The organism is Bacillus proteolyticus (assembly GCF_001884065.1).
Classification (GTDB): Bacteria; Bacillota; Bacilli; order Bacillales; family Bacillaceae_G; genus Bacillus_A; species Bacillus_A proteolyticus.
In genome coordinates, this window is sequence record NZ_MACH01000093.1 from 158342 (window position 1) to 184292 (window position 25951).

Consider the following 25951-nt stretch of genomic DNA (forward strand, 5'->3'; position numbering starts at 1 on the left):
CAATGAGCAAAAAAGCTATAAATGTTCAATAATTAACACATCGTACGAAATGTGTTCAATAAGAGGTGAAAAAAATGATGCGTACAGATATGCGTATTGTGAAAAACAAAAGAGGCGTTACATAACGCATTGTTAGAATTATTAAACGAAAAAACTTTAGAAGTCATCTCCATCTCGGAAGTTTGCAGAAAAGCAAAAATAAATCGTGGTACATTTTACTTGCATTATAAACAAGTAGAAGATTTATTTGAGGAGTATTTTAAAGAAATTACAGCAGATTTGACACGTTCTTATCAAGAACCTTATCGCTACGTATCAGTATTGAAAACTAGTAAATTAGATCCTTCTACAATTCGGATTTTTCATCATATCGAAAAATATAAAACTTTCTATAGAATTGTTTTTTCCAAAAAGGTTCCTTTAATGTACTATTATTTATTTTTTGAGGAAATAAAGCATTTGTTACTTCACGATAAAGAGGCTTTGCTTAAAGAAGGAGTGAACCATTCACTTTATTGTTCCTACCAAGCGAATGCAATTATTGGCATCATTATTGAGTGGTATCAAAATGATTTTTCTTATAATACAAGTTATTTAAATGATCAACTTGTTCAATTTTTAAATATAGGAGTAGACGGTTAATTTAAAACAAAGCTGTTTTATGGAATTTTTCATTCCGTCTATTTTCATTTCATATATAATTAAAATATCGGATATTCGATTAACAACTTATATATACTTAGGTAGGTGAAAAATATTAATAGAAACATAGTTTATCATTCTACATTATGTATTTATTGTCTCACATCGCTTGTATATATTATCTTACTGAACATAGAAAATGGTCGTAACTATTTAGGATTTACGATGGTTGTTCCGCTTTTAGCTGTTATTTTATATCAGAAATTATATAAGAAGCAAAAAATAGTTCATACATTTGGAATTTCACGTCCCAAAATAAAAACACTCCTTTTCTCCATATTATTCCCACTACTTCTAGGACAATGTCTCCATTTTTATTTTTATTTTTATTTTTATATTTATGATATAAAGTTCTTATATAATCATTGGAATGAATTAGGATTTCTCTTGCTTGTTGGTCTTACAGTTGGATCTTTTTCTGCATTATTAGAGGAAATCATATGGCGTGGAAATTTTCATTACCATTTACGAAAAAAATATTCATTAACGCAAACAGCAATCATTACTGCATCGCTTTGGTCTTTATGGCATTTACCAGTAGCACTCTTTTATAAGAACTATGAGTTATGGATTGTAGGAATATTTAGCTATCTCTCGTTATTATTTATATTATCTATAATTTTGACCTATACGAGAGAGTATAGCCGTTCTGTAATAACACCTGCAATTTTACATGGTATGTTTAATGTATTTTATTTAACAGATGGAGTGGCAACCAGGTGCAATATTAGCCTAATGGAATTAACTAAATTTATCTTGCTGGCAATTGTGTTTGGCATGATATATCTTATACATCGAAAAGTTAAAGAATAATTTACAATAACAGAAAAAGGTGTTTCAGCTTGCAGTTGAATGTACCTTAATTAACTCATAAGTACTTCAACACCTTGCAATTATTCAATAATCGTATAGGTGTTGAAGTTTTCTAATCTTAATTTAACGACTTCTTTCTCACAACACTTACTTCTATCATGGAGAACAAAACAAGTATAACTAAATCTTTTATTCTCATTTTCATAAAAATACACATCTTAATCTTTTAAATAAGGAAGGATACAGTCTTTAATTAAATTCCATCTATCCCCCGCTTCTGGTACAATTTCAGATGCAATCGCCACCACCAATTCCTTCTCCGGTATACAACAAATCACATTTCCACCATCGCCCATTGCACAATATGAAAAGATACCATCTTCTTCTCGTAACCACCATAAGTACCCATAACGATTTGGATTCATCGCTATTGATTCTTGTACCCATGATTTCGAAAGAATTTGCTTTCCATTATAAGTACCATTACTCAAATATAATTGGCCAAACTTCGCCATATCTCTAGCTGTTAGCGTAAGTCCCCAGCCGCCCGTCGAAATACCATTTGGATCGTGAACCCATCCTTTTACATCTTTTCCGAATAAGTCATCGAATCCAAATGCTTTCATATTGTAGTTTGGAATTTCTCTCATACTGATAGGCTGAAATAGATGTTCGTTCGCAAACTCACGAGCACTTTTACCTGTTATGCTCGTAATGATTGCTGATAGTAAATGCGCTCCTGCGGACGAATATTTAAAAGGTCCAATTTCTCCTCCTTTTCCGATCCTATTGAGTGTATACCGCACCCAATCCTGTTGTGTACATAATTCTTCTAACGGTTCCTGCCAGTCTACAAAAGGATATGGCGCTGTCATTGTTAGAAGATGGCGTACTGTTACTTCAGATGCCTTAAGTTTATATTCAGGGAAAAACTCTATTACTTTTTGATCAACGCTCTTTATATATCTTTTATCTATACATATCCCAATTAGCGCAGAGATTATCGTTTTTGTAACTGACGCTACATGAAATGCATCATCTATACCGTAGCCGTTATAATAGCTCTCAAAAATAACATTACCTTTCTGCACCACTAACATTCCATTAACATTTTCATATTCTTCTTTTATAATCTGATCTAACTTTTCAGCAGTTTTCATTATTCCTTCCCCTTTAACCTATAATTAAAAAGGTTCGATAGGTACATATATATCAACTATATGTTTATGTTCGGGATGCTGCTTTGGATCATTTCTATACACTTCAAATGGATACGAGTCTCTCGGTTTATATCCGCTATTTGGCAACCATTCACCGTATAAGAAATCCCATGCTCCTTTATATTCATCTTGGAATATTTCAAAATGTCCTACTGCATACTTGCCTGAAGGTATTACCATTATTCCTATGTCGTTCGTTTCTATTGCGGATTCATCTGGAATTGTTATACATAAACTTGTTCTTAAATGATAGTCCTCAGTAAATTCATGATGATCGTGGTAAATGGTTAATACTTTCGTATCCTCAAATACATGATAGTTTTGCTCAACTGCGTAATGAAATAGTTTTTCTATCATTTTCGGAAACGCTATAGTTAACTCTCCATATGTACCGATATGTCTTATGTATGCGACGTTTACATTGTCCGCTGTTACAATTTCGACCTCTCCTCGAACCTTCTTACATTCATTGTATTGAGAAGTTCCGCTTACGTCTTTGCAATTCTTGCTATTGTGATTTCTATAGTTGGACGGACTTACACCGTAATAATTTTTAAATGTCCGAGAGAAAACTGCTGAATCAGTGAATCCGAAGTGATAAGCAATATCTGTAATCGTCATATCCGGCCGGTATGTAAGTATATGTGTTGCTCTCTCTAGTTTCAATCGATTTACATATCGTGATAACGGCTCATCTACTATTCCTTTAAAAATCCGATGAAAATGAAACTTTGAAAATCCTGCTACATCGGCTAACTCTTCAATGGATAGTGAACTATCTATGTTGGATTCTATATAATCTTGAACTGTATATATGCGTCTTAAATACTCATTTCTACTTTGTTTACTCTCCATACTCCTATCTCCTCACAACAAAAAGGCTAACTTTACGTCAGCCTACTTTACACATTTTTTAAAAACAAAACTCTACTCCCGCCATTTCCATCATAATTTGTATGTACGGATACACCTTCTATTTCATCATCCCCAGCCTCAATTCGAAAGCCTATTTCTTGATGAAACTGTATCGATTTTTTATTTACTGGTGATGTGATTGCTTTTACAACTTTACGATTGTTTGCACGAGCGGCATCAAAGAAATAAGAATACAATGTCGACGCGATCCCTCTTCTTCTAAACTTCGGATTTACACCGATAAAATGAACATATGCTTCATCTTTATATGTTTGTGAAAAAAATCCGCATAAGAAACCTAACGTTTCTCCCTCTTCTTCAATGATAAAACTCGTTTCTTGAAAGTGAACGAAAAACAGCTTCGGCAACATATTAGCCATGTTTCTCCCGCCCCACCAATCATTTAATACAGAATGAATCTTTACATAATCTTCCCCTTGAATGTTTCTTACTCGCATGTATTTCTCCCTCTCACTCACTTCATTTTTTCATATATTTTAATAACCGTTTCGACTAACAGAATGAATACCCAAATACCTGAAAATACAAGCACAGACTGGAATATCGATCCAATTACCATAACACCAACTGCACCTGTTATTGAAAATGATATTCCACCAAGCCCTGGATCCTGTATAAGTGCTCCAGCAGAAAAAGCAGTTATAATAGATACTATTAAATAAATAACACTCATTATTTTTAATATTTTTATAGAAAGATACGAAGTTTGTTCTTCTTCCACTTGTGATAATTCGATCTCTCCACTCGCAATTCCTTTTTGCAAACAGTCCTCACATAAAAATTCTTCCTTAATTTTTTTACCACCGTGCAATGTACCTGTTATTTCTTTACATCGTGAACACTTTCGATTTATCATTTTGTTATCACTCCAATCTCGTAAGATTATACTTATATAATTCTGTATTTGCCTTAATATTCCTTTTATGTATTTTATAGAGAAATGAGGTGTTTTATGATGTCTAAACTTACTTTTGGTTATAAAAAACCCACTGAACAGTATGTATTACGACCTAGTTGCTATGCGGTTATTTTTAACGATACTTGCTCAAAAATGGCTGTTATCAAAAAAAGAAATCGTTACTTTTTACCTGGTGGCGGTATGGAAGGTCAAGAAACCAAAGAAGAATGTTTACATCGTGAATTGCTCGAGGAATTAGGATGGGCAATTGAAATTGATCAATATTTCGGTAATGCAGCACGATATTTTTATGCAGAAAAGGAAGATACACATTATTTAAATGATGGGTTCTTTTATATTGCGAACATGGTGCAAAAACAAACTGAAAACTGTGAGGAGGATCATGTTTTACGGTGGATGTCTCCATTACATGCTATAGAGCTTTTAATTCATGATCATCAAAAATGGGCTGTTGAACAAGCGCTTTTATTACAAAAACAAAAAGGATCTCCTTCTATATGAAAGAGATCCTTTTTACCTTTAGCTTACTTTTTTCAAATTGAGAGCAGGCTTTTTAATTCCGCCTTTTTTGACTACATATAAACCGATGAAGATAATAAGACCGCCAACTAATTGCATCATATTGATTTCCTCTCCGATTGTTACAGCTGCAAAGATAACTGCGAATAATGGTACAAGATACATATAAACCATTACTTTCGTTGAACCTATTTTACTAATACCGACATACCACATGGCAAGTCCGAAGATTGTCGCAAAGACGATTGAATATGCTAGAGAACCCCAGCTTGGCATATCTACTGGCCACGTTAACGTATTTACATTGAATAAACAGTATATAACTAGCGGTACAATTCCAATTAATGTAGACCATGATGTAACTCTCATTGCAGAGTATTTTGTAATGAGAGGTTGCGCTAAAATTGGATACCATCCCCACGCGATTGCTGCGACTAATCCAATTACATTTCCGAGCCATGCATATTCGTAAGTAGCTCCTCCCGTATGCCCTGTTAATAATACAAATGCTGCACCAATAAAGGCTATTATTGAACCAATTTGTACTTTCATCGAAAAGCGTTCTTGTTTGTGTAATACTGCTAATATCCCTGTAAAAATCGGTGACATCGCAATTAATAATGAGGCGTTCGTTGCTGAAGTATATTTCACAGATAGCATAAACATCGTTTGATACATCGTCGTTCCAACGATACCGACTGCTAATAATCGTAACCAATCTTTTCTTTCAATACGTAATGAGCGTTCCATCATAAATGTAATAAGTAATAATACCGGTGATGCTACTAAAAATCGTAAACTATTAAATTGAATGGATGACATAAATGCCACGCCATACTTTCCAATTGTATAATTTGCTCCCCATACTAATGCAACTGATACTAGGAGCCACTCCATTTGCCATCGTTTCATCCTAATCTCCCCTTCCCTATTTAGCATAGTAAAATTGGCTGGATAAAACACCGTCCAATTGGCTGTTTTTTTACCCAGCCAATTTGTTATACTTGATGTATATAAGATTTGCGGAGGCGTTTGTATGGAATGGAAGCTAGATAACGACAGTAAAATCCCAATTTATCAGCAAGTTGTTGACTTTATTGAAAAACGTATTACATACGGAGAGCTTCCCCCAGGTAGCTTCCTCCCTTCAGAACGGAAATTAGCTACACAGTTAAATGTAAACCGAAGTACGGTAACGACTGCTTATAATGAACTTCGCGCTATGGGAATTGTAGAAAGTACGACTGGTAAAGGTACACGTGTAAGTACACATATGTGGGGCGTTTCTCCAACATTAACGCCAAACTGGAGAGGTTTCGTAGAAGGTGGTACTTTTTTACCAAACTTACCGCTACTTCGCCATATTCGGGCAGAAGTACAACAAAATGAAAACATGATAGATTTTGCCAACGGAGAGCTCGGTTGTAATCTCTATCCTCACGATCAACTACAAACGATTTTACGAGAACAACCGTTAACACAGTCATTAAGTTACGATCATCCGCAAGGGTATCTCCCGCTAAGGCAAGCGGTAGTAAAATATATGAAGGATTATTTAAAAATCGAAGCGACTGAACAATCCATTATGATTACATCTGGTGCCCAGCAAGCACTCCACCTAATCGTACAATGCTTATTAAATCCAGGTGATGCAGTCGCTTTTGAAAGTCCTTCACACTGTTATTCATTACCGTTATTCCAATCAGCAGGTATTCGTATTTTCCCATTACCTGTCGATGAACACGGTATTAATCCAGATGATGTGCAAGAGTTGTATAGAAAGCATCGTATTAAAATGATCTTTTTAAATCCAAATTTCCAAAATCCTACGGGAACGATGCTTCATCCAAATCGAAGAAAAAAACTTTTATCACTTTGCGCAGACTTACGAATTGCGATTGTTGAAGATGATCCGTCCAGTTTACTTACGCTAGAAAATAAACAACCTTGCCCTACTTTGAAATCGATTGATGAAAATGGAACAGTCATTTATGTACATTCCTTATCAAAAATGATTGCGCCAGGTTTACGAGTTGGCTGGCTTGTCGCCCCGCAGTCAGTAGTCGAGAGGTTATCCGACGCACGGCACCAAATGGAATTAGGAATGAGTATATTCCCGCAATGGCTTATGCAACAATTTTTCGAAACTGTCCCATTCCAGTCGCATATCGTACCGTTACGAAAACAACTAGCAGAAAAAAGAGACATTATCGTGCGCGCCCTAAACGAGCAACTTCATGATAAAATCTCTTTTTCAAACCCTACTGGTGGTATTTACATATGGGGAAAATTAAACGAACCGATAAATGAAAAACAACTCATTATGCAAAGCTTAAAACAAGAAATTGCCTTTATGCCGGGTAGTATTTTCGGCGCGAAAGATGGTTATATTCGTTTATCTTATGGGAAAGTGAACATTGATCAAATTGAGGAAGGTATTTCCCGTTTGCGTGAGGCTATTTTGGTATGTGAAAAATAACTTTAAATAAAGCTGTATCGTTTGACAAAAGAAAATTCTACCATTATCATCAACTCGAATCTATTTATAGGAGTGATAAAAATGAAAATTTACATTGATGCAGATGCCTGTCCTGTAAAAGATGTGATTATTTTTGAAGCTACGAATGCAGAAATTCCTGTTACCCTCGTTACTAGCTTTTCTCATTACTCTAATGCAGAGCAGCCAAAAGGTGTGGAAACAATTTATGTTGATTCTGGAGCGGATGCTGCGGATTACCGAATTATGCAGTTAGCAAAAAAAGAAGATTTAATCGTAACACAAGATTATGGTCTTGCTTCGCTCGCTTTAGCAAAAGGCTGTATCGTTCTACACCATAAAGGCTATAAGTATACGAATGAAAACATTGACCAATTATTACAAACACGTTATTTAAGTGCAATGGTTCGAAAAAGCGGCAAGCGTACAAAAGGTCCAAAACCATTTACAGCAGAAGATAAAGAGAAATTTAGAGAGCTCTTTAAAAGTGTAATTTCACGTTAGAGATGAACCTTCTATTTGTAGAGAACACTTTGCAAAGAAAAGAAGAGAATATCCAAATGAACATTCTCTTCTTGAGGTTTACCCGTTTAAAATGAAGGTAAATTATCTAAGTTATTTTCCTTTATTCCATCAGGTTCACTACGTATAATATCCCTACCATACTTATGAAATACGTCCATATGAGCTAACTTCCCTGATTTCACTTCACTAATAGCAGTAATATAATCTAACTCTCTCCCGCTACTTGTTTTAAACGCTATTAAATCACCATCATCATTTTTACGAACGGCAACAATTCGTTCTGCTCCTGAATTGACTTCATGGCCTACTTCAAATTGAGCTTGCTCTTCTCCTTGATGTAAGTAATCATTATAAACTTTTTCAAAGTCTTTTTTGTCCATAAAATTCACCTCCAACACATTTTATTAGTATGGTTGGGAGGTATTGGTTTTATGTATTTTTCTCTAAACTTTAGTATTTTCAAATGAAAACATAGTCCCCTCACTATTGGATTGTAAAGTGTATTTTATATCGAACATCTTTGATATATCTTCAATATTTTTCAAACCAAGTCCCGTTCCTTTTTTATTTATATCAAACCCAATCCCGTTATCTCTAAAGGAAACAACATCTTCATCTATAATGATTTTGAGTTTTTTAGCTTGTGAATGTTTAAGAACATTTTGAAAAATATTATCAAATAGCCTTTGAATCCATAACTCATTACTATCCCATATCAACTCTTTATCTTGTGGATTATATACTAATTCAATTTTATGAATGCTATACAAATAGCTCCATTTTTTAATCATGTTTTCTATTAAATTATGTATATTCACTTCATCATTCACAATATAAGTATTCTCTAATGTCTCTGTAGATTGAATATTAAATTCGTTAGTTAAATCACTTATATATTGTATCTGCTCATACAGTGATTCAAGTACTGGTGCTTGTTCTTCGTATTCGCTTTCTAAATAATATAATTGTAATCTAACCGCTGTTAAGGGTGTATTAATATCATGCTGTAATTTATTTAATAGCTCTTTTTTTATTTGTTCTTGTTGTCGTAATTCTAATTCTCGATAAGTCGTTCTTTCTATAAGCAAGTTTACTGACTTAATCAATTCTCCCATCTCATCATCACTTTTGACATCTATTATATTAGGGATTTTTTTATCACTAGCTAAATCTCGAATCGTTTGATTTAATACATTAATTTTATTTAATACTGTGTTAATCGATTTTGAAAATACAAAAGCTAATACTAATAGTGATAATAAAAAAATGATTAACATAGTAGGGTATGCAAAGGATTCGTGAAAAGGAATGTTCTTATTTTTAATTTTAAAGGCAGCATTATAAATAACTGATACAAAGATACTAATCGATAACAATAACAATGGTACGCTAATAATAGCGGAGAATAGTAGTAACTGATATTTTTTCTTTAAGTTCATTTTTTCATATAGGTATTTAGTCTATACCCTTCTCCATAAATATTTTGAATAATATCACCTGTTTTATCATTGATTTTGGCCCTGATTTTTTTTATATGTACGTTCATGATATTTTGATTTCTATCTTCGAGTTGCCATAAGTAACCAAAGAAGTGTTCTTTTGTTAAAATTCTATCCCTATTTTCATAAAAATAGAAAAATATTTTACGCTCAATCGCTGTAAACACAACTTCATCACGCAAACCATTAATGAAAACCCTTTTATATTCTGCATCTATAAATAAATGTTTAATTTGCGTGAAAGTACCATATTGATTATCTAACATTTTCTGAATTCTTAACAATAATTCTCGAGGATCAAAAGGTTTTATCATGTATTCTTCTCCAATGGTAAGACCTTTTAGTTTACTATCAATATCATTCCGAGCTGATAGAAATATGATTGGAATATTTAATCCTAGATTTTTTATTTTTTTTGTAATTTGATAACCATCTTCACCTGGTAACATAACATCCATTATGACTAAATCTATTTCATGAATTACATCAAGAACATTCTTTCCTTCTTTCTCCCAATACACTTTATACTTCTCACGCTGCAAAATTTTTTGTAATAAATCTCCTATCATCAAATCATCTTCAACAATTAATATGTTATATTCTTTCATTATGTAGACCTTCCATCACTAAAATAACAATAGCTTAGTTCTTCACTACTTTATTATTAATAAAATCCGTAGCAAGTTTGTATATTTCATCAGGAGCGTGTAAATAAATACTATGTGTACCTTCAATTTTTTTCACATCAGCTATCAATAACTTGCTAGCAAACTCCTCATAATCTTTGTTTTTTTGCTTTGTATATTTCGAGTTTTTATTTTCCCTAGCAATCGCATCTATAAATAAAATTGGTGTTTCTTTTGGGAATGATAAGGAATTAGATTTGTTACTGTTATTGTAACTTTGTAAAAGTTCTTGCTTCATATCATCATTAAAAGCTTGTTTATATGAGAGCGCTTTATAAATATTTTTTTCCTGTTCAGTTAAAAAGGATTGCTGAATTACTTCGGGATTATAAGTAATAGAAGGAACTAATCGCTGAAAACCAATTTTCGTTAAAATATTCATTCCTTTTATTCTTAATGAATCAAGCTCGTCTATTTTATGAGTTACGTACTGATTAGGTAAACCAATATCTAACGCAATAATCCCTTTTACTTCACTTGGGTATTTTTGTGCCCAATAAATAGCCTCTATACCGGATAGAGAGTGTGGCACTAAAATATAGGGTGGTTTATTTCCACTTCTAATAAGCGCTTCTCTCGTTTGTTCTAATATCGTATCAATATCTCTATCATCATGAAAAACATCACTGTATCCATAACCAGCTCTCTCAATTACAGAAATCTTGTTTTCTTTCGAAAATTCACTATATAACCCTTTCAATTCATAAACAGGAGCGGCAATTCCAGATCCGGCCATAAATACAAACGTATCCTTCCCGCTCCCCTCGTTATAAACATTCACTTTTTTATTATTGAAATTAACAAGTTCCCCTTCATTGTTCATTAATTTCGATTCCATTCTTAATTGATAGTTATGATATATAAATACAGCGCCTAATCCAAGAAAAATAATGCTGCTACAAACAAAAAATATAATCTTTACTATCTTCAATAATTTTTTCATTTGACACCCCTTTCAGCCTATACTGAAAGGGTACAATGTAAAAATAAATTTCTAATAAATTTTTTAAAATTAATATTTTCTCTTTGTTTCTAAGTATGGATTTCTTTTAAAATTTCCAATTCAAATGCCTTTTTAATACCTACGCAAATCCTTCAAAGTCTCCAATATATCATCTGTAAAGGCAGTAGCACCCTCATTCTCTAAAGCTGTAAAATATAAACTTCTTAAGAAAGCTCTAATATTTTGTACTAAAATAGCATGCTGAGGATGTCGGATGTCTTCAACAATTGCTATACTATGTAACCAGTTGCTCCACTCTTCTTCAGTTAAAAGATTTTGATTACGTAACGACATAATTGGTGTTACTAATCTCTCATCCTCAAAGTGTACGTATACGTAGTCATTCATACGAACTTTTTGACGAACAGCAGCTAGTATTGCATATGAAAACTCACGATTTTGTATTGTACGTGCTAAAGCATCTAGTGCATCTGCCGCATGTGCAGTTGAGTGTGCCCAGCCTTTTCCTTCTACGTAGCCTCTTACATCTTCTTCTAAATATACATATTCCAGCACTTGTTCTGCCACACTGTACAGTTGTTCTTCAGATAACAGTGGTTCTCTTTCATGAACAGATAAAATAAGTGGTGGAATTAATACAGAGAATGCACGTTTAAAAACAGAATCTGTACCCTTTTCACCAATTTTATAAAATAAATAATCAGGGCTAATTGCTTGCAGCATTAATCCTCGTAATTCTTTTTGTCTAAATACATCATTTGTAATCCATTTGTGAAGCGTACTATAAATCAAATCATCACGTAATTCAGCATCAGGTGATCCGATATAATCTAGCATCCACTGTGCATATGGATATGCGTCTACGTCTTCTGGCACAGCATAATTATTATTTTTAATTTGTTGTAATTCTTCTTTTAGTTCTAGTACTTCTGTCATTATATTCCCTGTCCCCTTTTTACGTTTTTTAACTTATTTTCGCCTTATCCCCTGTAATTTTCCTCATAAAATCAAGTTGACTTTTAATATAGTTTTAGTCCCTATCTTTCTATGAACTTGATTCAATTATATAAAATTTCTCCCGAGAAATAAAAGGAAATACATTGGAACACCAAAGCTTCTCACTTTGTTTACATGCATTTCATGTAAGTTTAGATTATAAAATAAAGTATGTTTTTTCATTTGTATTCAAACGTAGTTACAATCAAAATTCGAATCATTTTAGAACTTGTTTAATAAATTCGGTTTTAGCTTTTGTGTATGCTTCTCTATCTTGGTTAAACCTTTTAGCTAACTCTTGCTTTAGATTCGAATAATCATAAACTAATTGTGGATTTTCTCGTAAGCGGTTACGAAATGAAAGTTGTTGCTCCCATCGTTCAGTTCCTTTAATCATCAAATGCAGATGAGCTACACGCCTATTATTCTTAACTTTCACAAAGAACCTTCTCCAAGGTCTTCCATCTAATTCCGGGCCTACATAATGCCAATCATATATAGCCAATTTTGCTGAAATATCGAGCACTCTATCAAATGATTCTGTTTCAGCCATTAGATCAATGATAGGTTTTGCAGGTAAACCAGGTATGGATGTACTGCCTATATGTATTACTTTGCTTATACCGAGAGGAGTAAGCAGTTCATCAAGTTGCTGTTCCTCATATCGGCCTTTATCTTGCCAATCAGGATTTGCATTAACTATCTCTACTAACTCATTCGCCCATACAGGCCAATCGTTCGGATTATCTTTTTTATCCACCCAACACATCCCCTTTCACCAACTTTTTGCTATATAAACGATTTTAAATTCCTTTAAATACAACTACCGGATCATCAAAATTACTATTCTGAAATATAACATTCGCACATTCTTTCGGATTATGCTCATCTATATACATCTTACAAGCCGCATGATATCTGTTTATAAACATTTTCTCTGCTTCTTTATAACTTCCAAAAGCCTTAGTCTCTCGCTTTGCACCACGTTTTCTCGCAATCTCAAAATCTGTATCTACAAAGATTTTGTAATCAAATAAATGCGCAACGTCTTTTTTCAATAGAAACGTTCCATCTACTATTAATATCATATTTTGCGTGGCCAATAGCGGCTTATTATGTACAGGCATATCCGTTATTAAGTTATGAGAAATCGTTTCATACTGTAAATTCCCGTTAGGTCCTAAAGGCATTAATAATCTTTCTTTGAAAGCTGTATAATCGTGTGCATCTTCATAATACCCTCTTGCAGATTCTTTTCCTTTTGCATAGCGAATCACTCTTGGATTATGAAAATCATCAATGCTGGCGCGTGTTACTGGTAATCCTCGTTTTTTTATTTCTTCCGCTAGTTCGTTTGCAAATGTTGTTTTTCCTGAAGCTGTAATACCGCTTACTCCAACTCTTGTTGGATAGGTTAAGTTTAGCTTTAAAATATGATCTGCAATTTCTTTGATTCGTTGTTTTCGGTTCATGATATCTCCCTTTATAATTAGTTTACATAATATAATTATAGATGATAATTCATGTCACTATTTGTCGGTAAATCGATATCCTTTGTCGAATCGTTGATATATTTTAAGTTATGATAGATATATTTGAAAAATCGTTGATATATTATTAGCTTACTTCCCCTTAAATCCTCGATACATAGCAGTCCGTAACTCTTGTTTATATTCTTCAATCTCTGGCATATCGACTTCTTCAGCTAGCCTGATGGCTAATTCAATATCATATGGTACTCTTACAAGTTGAATGGAAAAGCTCGCTGCTTCTTTTTCGTTGTAAGTTCCTTCAAAAATTAAATAGGACGCTTGTGTAATTTCAAGAGGATTTCCTACACTACCGGCATTACATAACGTTTTGCCTCTAAAATTTTGAACGAACGCTTGGTGAACATCACCGTAGCAAACGACATCTGGTTTTCTTTCTCCTTCTATATTCTCCGTGAGCTCACTGTTTTCGAACAGACTAATACGCTCTTCTCTTGAGGCATGTGGTTGTATTCTTTCATATAAACTTCTCGGTGAAGCGTGGAACATACGAATGAGTTTTCCACTCATAAAAAATTCAATTGAAAATGGTAAGCTTCTTAAATACTCATTTTGTTCTTCTGACAATTGTTTTTGATGCCATTTTAACGCTTCAAATTCAGTCGATTTTGTAATAAAATCATCCCAGTTTCCCATTACAACCCCTTCACATTCTTTACGAATGATTTCAATTACTTCGCTAGAATGAGGGCCTTTTCCTACTAAATCTCCAAGACAAATAATACGCTCAATACCTCGTAATTTAATATCTTTCAGTACAGATTCTAATGCCGGAATATTACCATGAATATCTGAAATTACCGCTATTTTATCCAAAGGAATCCCTCCATTATTTATTGTTTATTATATCCATATGATATGATTGATACCATTTCGGAATATATGATGAAAAATGATTATGTTCTTCTATAATTCGGTTCAATCTTTCTTTCATATCCTCTACTAAATGTGGCGTGCTTCGGTTTGTCCATACGATATCCGCTGGGAATGTCATCGCTGCATATAATGAATACAGTTTCCAAAAATGGAGTGATGGTTCACCTCCGCAATAACCGTGAACTTGACCAACCGCAAATGGTTTGCTTATTCTTGTAGTAAAAATCGCTACATTATAAAAATCATGTATTGGATCGCCAAAATCATATTCACCAAAATCGATAACGATAAACTCCTTATTATGAATCATACTATTTGCTGGGTGGTAATCATCGTGTAAAAATGTGATAGGACGATTTTTCAATAAGTCTTTATGATCCTCTACAAAGGTTAATACTGGCTTCATATCAAGAAAGTCTACCTCAAATTCTGCTAATGCTTTCAAGTATCTCTCGTACTTGTTCCACCGAAACGTTTCCCACGAATCAATGATATTCTCTTTTTCTATTGCATGAATTCTCTTTAAAACTTCTCCAGCTCTTTTCCCCGCAGCATACTGCTCTTTCACCGATAACTTACCTAAACTCTCTTCTCCATTTTCACCTCGGGTCCATTCAAATATTTGAACGCATTTATTTAATTCTTCAAGTCTTATGAAATGAATTAATTTTGGCGTCGGGATATGTAATGACTCCAACTGTTTCATATACGTATATTCTTCTTGTTTTCGTTCAAAATTAGCAGAATCACACACTTTGACAAAATACGTTTCTCGATTCGCTAATTCAACTTTATATTTCTCTTCATGTGAAAATCCTTTTGTAATAGCTGTACATTTTACAATACGTGACCACTCTAGTTTTCTTTCTATCTCTCTTAACATTTCTTCCACAAACTCACCTCTATCAATATACGTACAAACTACCTAACACTTCATGCTCTCGTTTATTTTCCCCTTTAAACTCCACTGCAAATGGATATTCGCCCTGGTCCTTCAAACGATCTTGAACTGGACCTTCTCCCATTGGTTCGCAAAACTGCACATGAATATCTCCAAACGATACGCTTTGACACTCAGCATTCCACTCTTCATTTCTTATGACTGAGCTTACTGTTAGTCCCATTATTTCTTTCCATTTCCGAACTGTTTCTCGAACGTTTTTCACCGCATAATGAATCGTTTCAATTTGTTGTACTTTATTTTTATGTTCAGTGATCGTTCCTGTTTTACGTAAATCGTTTCTTCTTTCTTCATCCGTTTCATTCCACTGTATAAAGAAAGGTAATTTCGGTTCGCTCTCTTCTTGCTTTACAAATAACATTTTCCATTCTAAAAGTCGGCCATCTTTTCTCATCCGTTTCCCTTCAAATGGTCCTATCGTATGTAACCCATGTTTGCTTAAGTTAACTGCTAGTTCTTCAATTGCATCTGTTCGAATTGCGATTTGTAGCATTCCTTCTCCACTTTGTAATTTCACTACTGTTTCTTGTACTAATGGATTTTCTGCTTCTTTCGCTTTTTCTTCATGCTGAACTGCTAAAAATTCTATATATGATAAATCAAAATAGCATAAACTATTCCAAGTACCCCAAGTCGTATGCTCACCGCCTAACGCAGTATGAAAACCTAGTGCCTGCATTTGTTTTGCCGCTTCCTCCGGTGTGCCATGAACTGCGTGAACGAGATGATCAAATGCTAACATATTCTTTCTCCCCTTTCTCTCCATTCTTTTATTGTATATTTTATTTTTCTTTCGTTCAATTCAAAAAACTTTAAAACCTAGTTGATTTATACGATTAATATGTATTATAATGAAACAAATTTAATTATTGCTGATTGGAAAAACCAAAGGCACTTTTCTCACACGGGAAAAGTGCTTTTTTCATTTATTATTACAGGGGGATTATTTATGCAGAAATTAATTATCTTTGCTATTATCGGATTTTTCGCTCAATTGATCGATGGAGCGCTTGGAATGGCGTATGGGGTAACGTCTTCTTCTTTATTATTAATGTTTGGTATCGCACCAGCTGTTGCTTCTGCATCAGTTCATTTAGCTGAAGTAGTCACTACTGCCGCTTCCGGTGCATCTCATATACGATTCGGAAACGTTGATAAATATACAGTTTCTAGACTTACATTACCAGGAGCTATCGGTGCTTTTGTCGGGGCATGTTTTTTAAGTAATTTACCTGGTAATTTAATTAAACCGTACATTTCCTTATTTTTATTTACTTTAGGGGTTTATATTTTATTACGATTCATCATTCAAAAACAAATTGTTGCTTCAAATAAGCGTATGCCTGCTAAGCAACTTGTGCCGCTTGGCCTTTTTGCAGGATTTGTTGATTCTACTGGCGGTGGTGGCTGGGGACCTATTACGACACCAGTTCTTCTTGCAAGAGGAAATGACGCTAGAAAAGTTATTGGCTCTGTAGATACGAGCGAATTTCCTGTTTCACTCGCTGCAACAATCGGCTTTTTCATCTCACTTGGTTGGGAACAAATAAGCTGGATTTGGGTATTTTCTCTCATGCTCGGTGGTATTGTTGCCGCACCAATTGCCGCATGGTTAGTACGCATCGTTCCGTCGCATTTACTTGGCGTACTCGTTGGCGGACTTATTATCTTTACGAATATACGTACATTACTTACATCATTTAAAGTTGATCCAACTATTATTACACTTTCTTATGTTGCAGTTGGTCTTGTCGTTATTATCTCCATTTTCATTTCTGTTCGTAACCATTCAAAGTATTCGAAACAAGCGACGAATAGCTATCCAACAGATCAAAAACAAATGCTGCCATAATTAATAATAATACCGCCCGATTTACTTCGAGCGGTATTTTTTATTTTTCTATTTTCCAATTGGCCATCGTTTCAGTACTATTTACTCTTTTCATATGTAATTTCTCTAATACACGAATGGAGCTATAGTTATCAAGGAGTGTCTCCGCTATAATCGTTTCCACTTCCCCTGCTTGAAAAGCCCATTTCATTAATTCACTAACTGCTTCTGTTGCATACCCTTTATTCCAATATTTCTCAATAAATCCATAACCGATTTCTACCGTATGTTCCTCGTTTGATTTCCCTTTAAATCCTATATCACCTAGAACAACATCATCCTCTTTCCGAATAACATACCACGGGCCCCACGGTAATAAAGACTCATCTTGTTTTACATTTCCTATATGTCCTACAATATGCGGGCCGCTATCGTAGCCTTGATTTTTCGCAATTTGAATCCATTCTTCCGTACACGGTACTATATGTAATCTTTCCGTTTCTAATTTCATAATGATGTCCCCTTTTCAATTAAACAATATTTCAATTTTACCAAAAATAAAAAGAATATTCATTCTTTTTATCGGATTTATACTTATTTTTTGAAACAAATGTAAGGAATAATCCCCTTTTGATAGTTATGTCGAATTATATTTTCTGAATTTTCTTTTAATTTTAAAGGGTTTTTCATTATTTTTTGCGAAACATTTGTATAACAATTTTTTCTTTGCTTATTGCTACATAATAGTAGGTTCGGGTGGAGTTTTGCAAGCGTTTCCTATACAATAACCTATATTTTTTGACTTTTCCTAACAAAATTCCTTGCAATATATTCAGAAAATCATTACAATTGCCATATATTAAATATCTTAGCAATATATAAATCCTCATCAATCCGATGAGGTAGAGGTTGCGACTTTTAAAAGTAAAACGGACGAGACTCAGAGAATGTCACTAACTCCGTTTGAAAGGAAAAGTTGCCGAAGTTTATATTTCTTCTCTGGAAATATGAGCTGGGGCTGTCTCCGAAAGGAACAGAACTGTCACGTTTACAAAATTACCGTGTAGACGTGGGGTGCTATCTTAACGGAAGGGTATGATGGGGTGGTTATTTGTGAAACGTTCCGCCTAATTCTTTTGGCGGTTTTTTGTATTTTTCTCCCCCGCTCCTTCCTAACCTACAAGAAAAGGAGTGTTGAACATGAATAGCGCAACAAATCAATCTACCTCTAAAACGCAAACTACACAAGGACAAGGTGAATTAAAACGCGGATTAAAATCTCGTCACCTTACGATGATTTCTCTCGGTGGTACAATCGGTACCGGACTATTTCTTGCCAGCGGTGGTGTGATCCATTCAGCTGGTCCTGGCGGTGCACTAGTCGCATACGCCGCAATTGGAATTATGGTTTACTTTTTAATGACAAGCTTAGCTGAACTCGCAGCTTACATGCCTGTTACTGGATCTTTTAGTACGTATGCAACAAAATTTGTTGATCCATCACTTGGCTTTGCACTTGGATGGAACTATTGGTATAACTGGGCGATTACGATAGCGGCGGAACTCGCAGCGGTAACATTAATTATGAAATTTTGGTTCCCTGATACTCCTTCCCTCATTTGGAGTGGATTATGTTTAGCTATTATTTTTCTCTTAAACTATTTATCTGTTAAAGGTTTTGGTGAATCTGAATATTGGTTTGCACTTATTAAAGTAGTTACAATTATAATCTTTTTAATTGTCGGTTTTATGATGATTTTTGGAATTATGGGCGGCGAAGCTGTCGGTTTTAAAAACTTCACTGTTGCAGATGCACCATTTAATGGCGGTATCATGGCAATTATCGGTGTATTTATGGCTGCTGGTTTCTCATTCCAAGGAACTGAATTATTAGGAGTGGCTGCTGGTGAAACTGCTGATCCAGAACGCAATATTCCAAAAGCAATTCGTTCTATCTTTTGGCGCATTATATTATTCTATATTTTAGCAATCCTCGTTATCGGTTTATTAATTCCTTATACGACTGATAGCCTTGCAGCAAGTGATGTAACAGTAAGTCCATTTACACTAGTATTTGAAAAAGCGGGCGTTGCCTTCGCTGCTTCTGTTATGAACGCTGTTATTTTAACTGCAGTACTTTCTGCTGGTAACTCTGGAATGTATGCATCAACTCGTATGCTTTGGGATTTAGCTCGTCAAGGAAAAGCACCAAAGTTCTTAGGCAAATTAGATAGCCGTGGTGTACCTGTTAACGCATTAATCGCAACATCAGTTGTTGGTAGCGTTGCTTTCATCGCTTCTTTATACGGTGACGGTGTTGTATACATTTGGTTATTAAATGCTTCTGGTATGTCAGGATTTATTGCTTGGGTAGGAATTGCTGTTAGTCATTACCGTTTCCGAAAAGCTTATGTTGCACAAGGGAAAGACTTAAAAGATTTACCGTATAGAGCAAAATGGTTCCCGTTCGGTCCAATCTTTGCATTTACACTTTGTGTTATCGTTATTTTAGGACAAAACTACGGAGCATTTATGGGAGCATCTATCGATTGGAACGGTGTACTCGTTTCTTACATCGGTTTACCACTCTTCTTAGTACTGTGGTTAGGATATAAATTTACGAAGAAAACGAAAGTAATTCCACTTGATAAATGTGAACTAAAATAAAATAAAACGAGCAAACAAATTTGTTTGCTCGTTTTTTATTGCAATTCATCTCCCTTCCCTATTGCCACTGTTTTTGCGATAATAGAGGAAATATACATAAAGGTTGGGATTACATGAACATTCGTATTACTGATGAAGCAAAAGCTGCTATACATAGATTAGAACGTGAAGACAAAAAGATTATTCGCATTAGAGGGACGATGACAAACTCTTGTAGCATTTTCGTTGATGTTGATTTAATTTGGGATACATATAATGCGGATGATGTTGTATATGAAGATGCACATCTTATCGTACAAATGGATTCATTCACGACAGATTACACTGGTGATACTGTGAAACTTGATTATAAAACGACAGGTTTTAGTATTACGACTCCTAGTGAGACTTTGGTGTATGGATTGTCGATTAAAAAATAAACATTGTTTTTATCTGACCAATGGGGTGAAAAAATGGGTAAATATGTTCCGTTAAAATTTTTATTCAACAAAGAATTAGCAGAAAAAATGGCTGATTCTATTTCTAAACATGATCCTAATTTCTCTAAGAAAAACTTTGTAGGTTCTGTAACAAGTAAAGTTGAAAATTTAGAGTTGAAACAACGTATAGAAGTAATAGCAGATGAATTACACTATGCATTACAAAAAGATTTTAATGAAGTAATCCATATATTACTGAAAACATTGGGACCAGAAAACACAACAGAAGTAGGCACATTTACAAATGGTTATATGTACATGCCTATTGCAAAATACGTCGAAAAATATGGACTTAACGATTTTGAATCCTCTTTCAACGCCATGTATGAAATAACGAAAAGGAATACTGCTGAATATGCAATTCGGCCTTTTCTTGAAAAATATCATGAAAATACACTGGACATACTACAACAGTGGATTCATGACGAAAACAGCCACATTAGGAGATTAGTTTCCGAAGGTACAAGACCAAGACTTCCTTGGGCAAAAAAAATAGGAGCTCTGAAAGGTGACTTTAGAAATAATTTAAAGCTTCTTGAGCCATTAATGAATGACCCTTCTAAATATGTCCAAAAATCAGTAGCCAATCATATTAACGATATTACAAAAGAAGATAAAGAACTCGTTTTTCAATGGTTACAACAATTACGCGATAACAAACTTCCTGTTAACCCTTGGATTATGAAACATGGGTTAAGAACGGTGATAAAAAATGGTACTTTACCAACAGATTTTTATTTTTAAGTATTTTAAACAAAAACGCTCATGCTTCAAAGATGAGGTATAAGCGTTTTTTCTCTTTAAAACATTATCCCTGCCTTAAAATATTTTGAAACATTTCTGGTTTACTTTGTTCAAAGCTCTCTATTAATTCTTTTCCAAATATCGTTATACTCTTCTCCCAAGGGTGACCTAAATAGCCCCACTTATAGTCCTTCTGAATAAAAAAATAGTAATCTCCATTTGGAAAAATCGGGATTGTCCACTCATCAAATTCATTTCTATCGAACTTTAAATGTGGATTTACCCAGTAACATTCATGTTGCCAATCAAGTGCCATTATATATTCATCCGATACTGTATTCTCTTTAAAAACTAGTAATGCTTTTTCTTCCAGATCGTCATATACATTTAAATCTACCGATTCTCCGAAGTAATGAGAAATATCATATGTCACAAAAGGACTTGGCACCTTAAATGATGGGAATATAGAAACACTTGGTGAAAACTCAAGTTCACTATCTATCCTATCCCATATTTGGTCATACTCTTTGTCTGTAAACTCCATCCAATTTTTCATTAAACAACTGCCTTCCCTTATAATTTCAAAGGATTTCCTCTTGATTATCCCGAATATATAAATAACCATTCTCGCAAGGAGCGAATTTGTATGAATTTATTTGAACACGAAACGTAAAACCGCTTTATTTTAATAAGAGGTCCTCCATTTCTCTTTTCTTACTATATCATTCATTAACGAAATAGGAGGACATAATATGAAACGTGATCCATTATTTTTGGTACTATTAGAAAGTGCAAATGCAAACTTTAGTGGCTGGGATTTTTCTTTCATTTCAGAAACTGGCCGTATGAATAGCGAGCCTTTATCATGGTCGTACGGTAGTACAGCCTTCCAGCTTATGCAACGTGCAAAATCAATGCTAGATATGGGTACTGGCGGCGGAGAGTTTTTATCTATGTTACAACCGTTCCCGCCAACTATTTACGCTACTGAAGGCTATGCTCCGAACGTACCAATTGCACGAAAGAAATTAGAGCCTTTAGGAATTACAGTTGTAGAAGTGACCGATGATACTGCTTTACCATTTCAAGATGGTCAGTTTGATTTAATTGTGAATCAACATGAATCCTATTCTGCTTCTGAAGTGAAAAGAATTCTTTCCACTAATGGAACATTTCTTACCCAACAAGTCGGTGGTCTTGATTGTGCGGAACTTAATGAACAGTTTGGCACACCACTGAATAGCGAATTTTCAAGTTGGTCACTCAAAATGGCATGTAATGAACTAAAGGGGAATGGATTTACTATTTTAGAAGCGAAGGAAGAGTTCCCTCTTCAACGTTTTTATGATATCGGTGCTGTTGTCTATTACTTAAAAGCAATTCCGTGGCAAATTCCTGATTTTACAGTAGACAGCTATACCGAGGAATTGTATCGTATACATGAAATTATCTTGCAAAAAGGATATTTCGATGTGAAGCAACACCGCTTTGTTATTAAAGCATATTATGAAGAGTAAACCTTGAATTAGCATTCCCTACAAAAAGCCAAATCCCATTAAAGGATTTGGCTTTTCCTTAGTATTTTAACTCATCTTTTCCTATTGTGAAACGAGATGTTTTACATATTAATTCATTGATTGTTTTTGAGGAAAATAAAATAAAAATACTAAACTAGTCTATCATTTTCATTTCTGAAAAAGGATAATACACAAATTCCACCTTGCCAATAACGTTATCTTCTTCAATATACCCTAAACCATTTCGACTATCCTTACTTTGTTCACGATTGTCTCCCATTACAAATAACTTATTTGGCGGAATTCTTGTCTTTTGAAAGTTGTAAAACACTTGTGTATTATTATATAAATCTTTATTTATATAAGGTTCATCTTGCTTTTTGTCATTTACGTATACAGTTCCATTCGTTATGTTAATTATGTCACCAGGAAGTCCTATTACGCGTTTCACATAATATTTCGACTCATCCTCTTCCTTAATAATGACAATTTCTCCGTGCTGTAAGCTAGAAAAATGTACAGCAGCTTTATTTACAAATACGTAGTCTTCTTCATGTAAAGTCGGCTGCATCGATTTTCCTTCCACCTTACATAAAGTAAAAGACTGGTACATTACTACCATGACAAATATAAATAGTATGTATTTCCCCCAACCTCTCTTAATCTCCTCTTTCATATCTATTCCCACCTTATCAAAACACTTTTCAACTCAAAAATATATCACTGCACCTGTTCATTTGCGCAGTGATATACTACAATTTGAATTTTTTTTACTGTGCCGTACTCGGCTGTTGTGCTACTGGGACTAGACTTACACCCGATCTCTGCGCTTTTAAATCAAAATATGCATCCAAAATCTCTTTACCAATTGTAGAATTAATACCTGATTTATCATTATTCACCCATGGCACAACAACAGAAAAAGCGACTTCCGGATCAGCGTCATATGGCGCATACCCGGCGAGAGTTAAATTATAACATTTTTTTCGATAGTTGTTTTCATCTCTTCCAATATCACTTTCTCCACCGTACACTGTCTCTGCTGTTCCTGTTTTTCCAGCCGGTTTATAAGGTAATCCTTTAAAAGTTCCAGCACCGGTCCCATCTACCTCTTGGAAAACCCTTCTAAATCCTTCTTTCACATGATTTATATATGAAAGGTCCATATCCACTCGATTTAACACGACTGGTTCCATCGATTGCATAACTTTCCCGACTTCCTCTGGTCTATTTGGTTGCTCTCTAATTTCTTGTACAATTTGTGGTTTCATTCGGTAACCGCCATTTGCAATCGTTGAAATATATTGAGCAAGCTGCAGCGGCGTATATGTATCATATTGTCCAATGGCATAATCAAGTAAAAAACCAGGTATATTATCGGTTCTACCCATTTGACCAATCGATTCATTTGGCAAGTCAATACCAGTTGGCACACCTAAACCAAATTGTCTAAAATAATAACGCATTTTATTAAACGCTTCTCGTTTAATATCTAACGGATTGTTTGGTACATAATCAATCCCCGCAATCTTTAACGCCGTATTAAACATGTAGACATTGGATGAAACTTGCAATGCTCTTAAATCATCAATATCTCCAAAGTCTTTCCACGATTTCTTCGGCTTCGAACTTCCTTTAAAGTACATTGGTGCATCGAAAAAATGCGTATATGGCTTAATCGCTTCTGTTTGATATCCAGCTAATACCGTAGCTCCTTTCACAGTTGATCCTAACTCGTAAGAACTTATCATCGTTCCTAAAGCGTAGTCTTCTATTTGCATCCCGCCGTCTTTATTTACAATTTTCTTTCCTGCTAATGATAGAATTTGACCATTTTTCGGATTCATCATAACGACGAATGCACGATCCATCATCGGTTCAGAAGAATGAAATGCTCTTAAATTCCTTTCAAGACTTTCCTCCACCTTTTTCTGTAAATCCATATCAACTGTTAACATTAAATTATTTCCACTTTTTCCTTGTGTCACTTTTTCAGTCCGAATAATATTTCCAGCTCTATCAGTAATATTTTTAGACTGTTCTTTCGTTCCATGTAATACATCTTCGTATTGTTTTTCGATGTAACTCTTACCAATACGGTCATTTCGGTTATAATCTCGTACTAAATAGTAGTCTAATTGTTCCCTTGGTAACCCTTCATTTTCACTCGAAACACTACCAAGTACAGAACGTAGTATTTTGTCATTTGGGTATTCGCGCTCCCAATCCACAGTCGTATCTACGCCTGGCAAGATCGATAATCTTTCACTCACTACCGCATATTCATTTTGACTTACATCTTTTTTGACGATTTGTGGCGTCATTTTATATCCCGCATTCATTTTGCTTTTAATTGCTAGTACTTCTATATCCTCTTTCGATAGCTCGTTTAGTTCTTCTTGTGTAATTCTTTCTCGTCTCAACTCTTCTACTTTTTTATCTAATTCTTTTCCTTCTATTTCCTGCTTCCTAAATTTACTCTCATCTTCTTTCGTTACTTTTGTTGCTGCGCGTTTTTCGTTTAACTGCATCCAAAAATCTTTTTTATCTGTCTCTGTTAACTTGTCCATATCTTCTTGTGGCATTTCAATTAGCTTTGCTAAATTTCTTGCCACTATTAAAACCTCTTTTGAGTCCACTCCTTTCATCTTCGTATATGTAACTGTTCGTAACGGTTTATTATTTACAATAACTTTTCCTTCCCGGTCAAACATCTTCCCTCTCGGAACTGGAGTACTCACCGTTACATCTTCCTTTTTATTCACTTCATTTCGATACGTTTCTCCGTCAATAATTTGTACTTTACCTAATTGAATAATAATAGCTGAAAATAAAAGAAAAACGATAAAAAATAGTACATTTAACCGAAACGGAATATGAGTCTTTTTCTTTTTCGACTGTTTCTGCTTCTCCTTTTTCTGTCTCATTTTGCTCCCTCGCTTCATTCTATTAACATTTCTGCGCAAAAATCATTATGTATTAAATTTATTTATATGATATATATAGAATTTTATATTAGTTACAAAAGAAATAAAAGATTTAATTTTCAG

General features: G+C 34.3%; 28 protein-coding genes, 1 pseudogene and 1 riboswitch. Of the genes and pseudogenes, 10 read left to right on the forward strand and 19 right to left on the reverse strand.

Annotation, left to right across the window (positions count from 1 at the left end):
• Positions 1-74: 74 nt before the first annotated feature.
• Together BAQ49_RS17565 and BAQ49_RS17570 are read left to right on the forward strand one after the other, a co-directional pair.
• Positions 75-642, forward strand: a pseudogene (locus BAQ49_RS17565) (TetR/AcrR family transcriptional regulator).
• A 105-nt stretch (positions 643-747) separates the two neighbouring features.
• Positions 748-1515 carry a CPBP family intramembrane glutamic endopeptidase gene (locus tag BAQ49_RS17570; RefSeq protein WP_071746421.1) on the forward strand — a complete coding sequence of 256 codons (768 nt, stop codon included), beginning with the start codon at positions 748-750 and terminating at the stop codon, positions 1513-1515.
• A 218-nt stretch (positions 1516-1733) separates the two neighbouring features.
• On the opposite strand, the gene BAQ49_RS17575 is transcribed toward BAQ49_RS17570, so the two are convergent.
• From BAQ49_RS17575 to BAQ49_RS17590, 4 genes are read right to left on the reverse strand one after another with little or no spacing between them, the layout of a single operon-like run.
• Complete coding sequence (locus BAQ49_RS17575) at positions 1734-2675, reverse strand: serine hydrolase domain-containing protein (RefSeq protein ID WP_071746422.1); 942 nt, start codon at positions 2673-2675, stop codon at positions 1734-1736.
• A gap of 24 nt (positions 2676-2699) precedes the next feature.
• On the reverse strand, positions 2700-3590 hold the full coding sequence (locus BAQ49_RS17580; protein ID WP_071746423.1) for an AraC family transcriptional regulator: 891 nt from the start codon (positions 3588-3590) through the stop codon (positions 2700-2702).
• A 47-nt stretch (positions 3591-3637) separates the two neighbouring features.
• Entirely contained in the window at positions 3638-4108 is a 471-nt protein-coding gene (locus tag BAQ49_RS17585) for a GNAT family N-acetyltransferase (protein ID WP_071746424.1), read from the reverse strand.
• A gap of 17 nt (positions 4109-4125) precedes the next feature.
• Positions 4126-4527 (reverse strand): DUF3980 domain-containing protein, encoded by a 402-nt coding sequence (locus BAQ49_RS17590; RefSeq protein ID WP_016091674.1) that lies wholly within the window; start codon positions 4525-4527, stop codon positions 4126-4128.
• A gap of 96 nt (positions 4528-4623) precedes the next feature.
• On the opposite strand from BAQ49_RS17590, the gene BAQ49_RS17595 reads away from it, so the two are divergent.
• Positions 4624-5091 carry an NUDIX hydrolase gene (locus BAQ49_RS17595; protein ID WP_071746425.1) on the forward strand — a complete coding sequence of 156 codons (468 nt, stop codon included), beginning with the start codon at positions 4624-4626 and terminating at the stop codon, positions 5089-5091.
• 18 nt (positions 5092-5109) lie between these two features.
• Here BAQ49_RS17595 and BAQ49_RS17600 read toward each other — a convergent pair whose 3' ends face one another.
• Entirely contained in the window at positions 5110-6021 is a 912-nt protein-coding gene (locus tag BAQ49_RS17600; protein ID WP_071746426.1) for a DMT family transporter, read from the reverse strand.
• A 124-nt stretch (positions 6022-6145) separates the two neighbouring features.
• Between BAQ49_RS17600 and pdxR the strand changes: the two genes are divergently transcribed.
• Positions 6146-7588, forward strand: coding sequence for a MocR-like pyridoxine biosynthesis transcription factor PdxR (gene pdxR, locus BAQ49_RS17605; RefSeq protein WP_071746427.1), 1443 nt, complete (start codon positions 6146-6148; stop codon positions 7586-7588).
• A gap of 81 nt (positions 7589-7669) precedes the next feature.
• The gene (locus tag BAQ49_RS17610) at positions 7670-8110 is read left to right on the forward strand and encodes a YaiI/YqxD family protein (RefSeq protein ID WP_071746428.1); all 441 of its coding nucleotides are present in this window, start codon (positions 7670-7672) and stop codon (positions 8108-8110) included.
• A gap of 86 nt (positions 8111-8196) precedes the next feature.
• Here BAQ49_RS17610 and BAQ49_RS17615 read toward each other — a convergent pair whose 3' ends face one another.
• From BAQ49_RS17615 to BAQ49_RS17660, 10 genes are all read right to left on the reverse strand, one after another.
• On the reverse strand, positions 8197-8511 hold the full coding sequence (locus BAQ49_RS17615) for a DUF3892 domain-containing protein (RefSeq protein ID WP_071746429.1): 315 nt from the start codon (positions 8509-8511) through the stop codon (positions 8197-8199).
• 63 nt (positions 8512-8574) lie between these two features.
• The gene (locus tag BAQ49_RS17620) at positions 8575-9570 is read right to left on the reverse strand and encodes a sensor histidine kinase (protein WP_071746430.1); all 996 of its coding nucleotides are present in this window, start codon (positions 9568-9570) and stop codon (positions 8575-8577) included.
• Complete coding sequence (locus BAQ49_RS17625) at positions 9567-10238, reverse strand: response regulator transcription factor (RefSeq protein WP_071746431.1); 672 nt, start codon at positions 10236-10238, stop codon at positions 9567-9569. Before BAQ49_RS17625 ends, BAQ49_RS17620 begins: the two co-directional genes overlap by 4 nt.
• A 34-nt stretch (positions 10239-10272) precedes the next feature.
• Positions 10273-11259, reverse strand: coding sequence for an alpha/beta fold hydrolase (locus BAQ49_RS17630; protein WP_071746432.1), 987 nt, complete (start codon positions 11257-11259; stop codon positions 10273-10275).
• 132 nt (positions 11260-11391) lie between these two features.
• A complete protein-coding gene (locus BAQ49_RS17635) occupies positions 11392-12216 on the reverse strand; it encodes a DUF2785 domain-containing protein (RefSeq protein ID WP_071746433.1) in 825 nt (274 codons plus the stop codon).
• 277 nt (positions 12217-12493) lie between these two features.
• Positions 12494-13036: a GrpB family protein gene (locus BAQ49_RS17640; protein WP_071746434.1), complete on the reverse strand. Its 543-nt coding sequence runs from the start codon at positions 13034-13036 to the stop codon at positions 12494-12496.
• Between the two features lie 43 nt (positions 13037-13079).
• A complete protein-coding gene (locus BAQ49_RS17645; protein WP_071746435.1) occupies positions 13080-13748 on the reverse strand; it encodes a nucleoside/nucleotide kinase family protein in 669 nt (222 codons plus the stop codon).
• Between the two features lie 150 nt (positions 13749-13898).
• Complete coding sequence (locus tag BAQ49_RS17650; RefSeq protein WP_071746436.1) at positions 13899-14642, reverse strand: metallophosphoesterase family protein; 744 nt, start codon at positions 14640-14642, stop codon at positions 13899-13901.
• Between the two features lie 13 nt (positions 14643-14655).
• Complete coding sequence (locus tag BAQ49_RS17655; RefSeq protein WP_071746437.1) at positions 14656-15594, reverse strand: aminoglycoside phosphotransferase family protein; 939 nt, start codon at positions 15592-15594, stop codon at positions 14656-14658.
• 13 nt (positions 15595-15607) lie between these two features.
• Positions 15608-16405, reverse strand: a complete 798-nt coding sequence (locus BAQ49_RS17660) for a VOC family protein (RefSeq protein WP_071746438.1) — start codon at positions 16403-16405, stop codon at positions 15608-15610.
• Positions 16406-16612: 207 nt separating this feature from the next.
• Between BAQ49_RS17660 and BAQ49_RS17665 the strand changes: the two genes are divergently transcribed.
• Positions 16613-17515: a sulfite exporter TauE/SafE family protein gene (locus BAQ49_RS17665; protein WP_071746439.1), complete on the forward strand. Its 903-nt coding sequence runs from the start codon at positions 16613-16615 to the stop codon at positions 17513-17515.
• A gap of 40 nt (positions 17516-17555) precedes the next feature.
• Here the strand turns inward: BAQ49_RS17665 and BAQ49_RS17670 are convergent, their stop codons facing one another.
• Complete coding sequence (locus BAQ49_RS17670; RefSeq protein WP_071746440.1) at positions 17556-18005, reverse strand: GNAT family N-acetyltransferase; 450 nt, start codon at positions 18003-18005, stop codon at positions 17556-17558.
• Positions 18006-18389: 384 nt separating this feature from the next.
• Positions 18390-18582: riboswitch (Lysine riboswitch) on the forward strand.
• 112 nt (positions 18583-18694) lie between these two features.
• Here BAQ49_RS17670 and BAQ49_RS17675 point away from each other — a divergent pair.
• The 3 genes from BAQ49_RS17675 to BAQ49_RS17685 all read left to right on the forward strand — a co-directional run bounded on the left by BAQ49_RS17675 (position 18695) and on the right by BAQ49_RS17685 (position 21384).
• Positions 18695-20161, forward strand: a complete 1467-nt coding sequence (locus BAQ49_RS17675) for an amino acid permease (protein ID WP_071746441.1) — start codon at positions 18695-18697, stop codon at positions 20159-20161.
• Between the two features lie 113 nt (positions 20162-20274).
• On the forward strand, positions 20275-20580 hold the full coding sequence (locus BAQ49_RS17680; protein WP_071746442.1) for an iron-sulfur cluster biosynthesis family protein: 306 nt from the start codon (positions 20275-20277) through the stop codon (positions 20578-20580).
• A 33-nt stretch (positions 20581-20613) separates the two neighbouring features.
• Positions 20614-21384, forward strand: a complete 771-nt coding sequence (locus tag BAQ49_RS17685) for a DNA alkylation repair protein (protein ID WP_071746443.1) — start codon at positions 20614-20616, stop codon at positions 21382-21384.
• 64 nt (positions 21385-21448) lie between these two features.
• Here BAQ49_RS17685 and BAQ49_RS17690 read toward each other — a convergent pair whose 3' ends face one another.
• The gene (locus BAQ49_RS17690) at positions 21449-21940 is read right to left on the reverse strand and encodes a DUF2716 domain-containing protein (RefSeq protein ID WP_071746444.1); all 492 of its coding nucleotides are present in this window, start codon (positions 21938-21940) and stop codon (positions 21449-21451) included.
• Positions 21941-22136: 196 nt separating this feature from the next.
• On the opposite strand from BAQ49_RS17690, the gene BAQ49_RS17695 reads away from it, so the two are divergent.
• Positions 22137-22901, forward strand: a complete 765-nt coding sequence (locus BAQ49_RS17695; protein ID WP_071746445.1) for a class I SAM-dependent methyltransferase — start codon at positions 22137-22139, stop codon at positions 22899-22901.
• 154 nt (positions 22902-23055) lie between these two features.
• On the opposite strand, the gene lepB is transcribed toward BAQ49_RS17695, so the two are convergent.
• Both lepB and BAQ49_RS17705 read right to left on the reverse strand, forming a co-directional pair.
• Positions 23056-23577, reverse strand: coding sequence for a signal peptidase I (lepB, locus tag BAQ49_RS17700; protein WP_071746446.1), 522 nt, complete (start codon positions 23575-23577; stop codon positions 23056-23058).
• 94 nt (positions 23578-23671) lie between these two features.
• The gene (locus BAQ49_RS17705) at positions 23672-25846 is read right to left on the reverse strand and encodes a peptidoglycan D,D-transpeptidase FtsI family protein (protein WP_208610855.1); all 2175 of its coding nucleotides are present in this window, start codon (positions 25844-25846) and stop codon (positions 23672-23674) included.
• Positions 25847-25951: the final 105 nt, after the last annotated feature.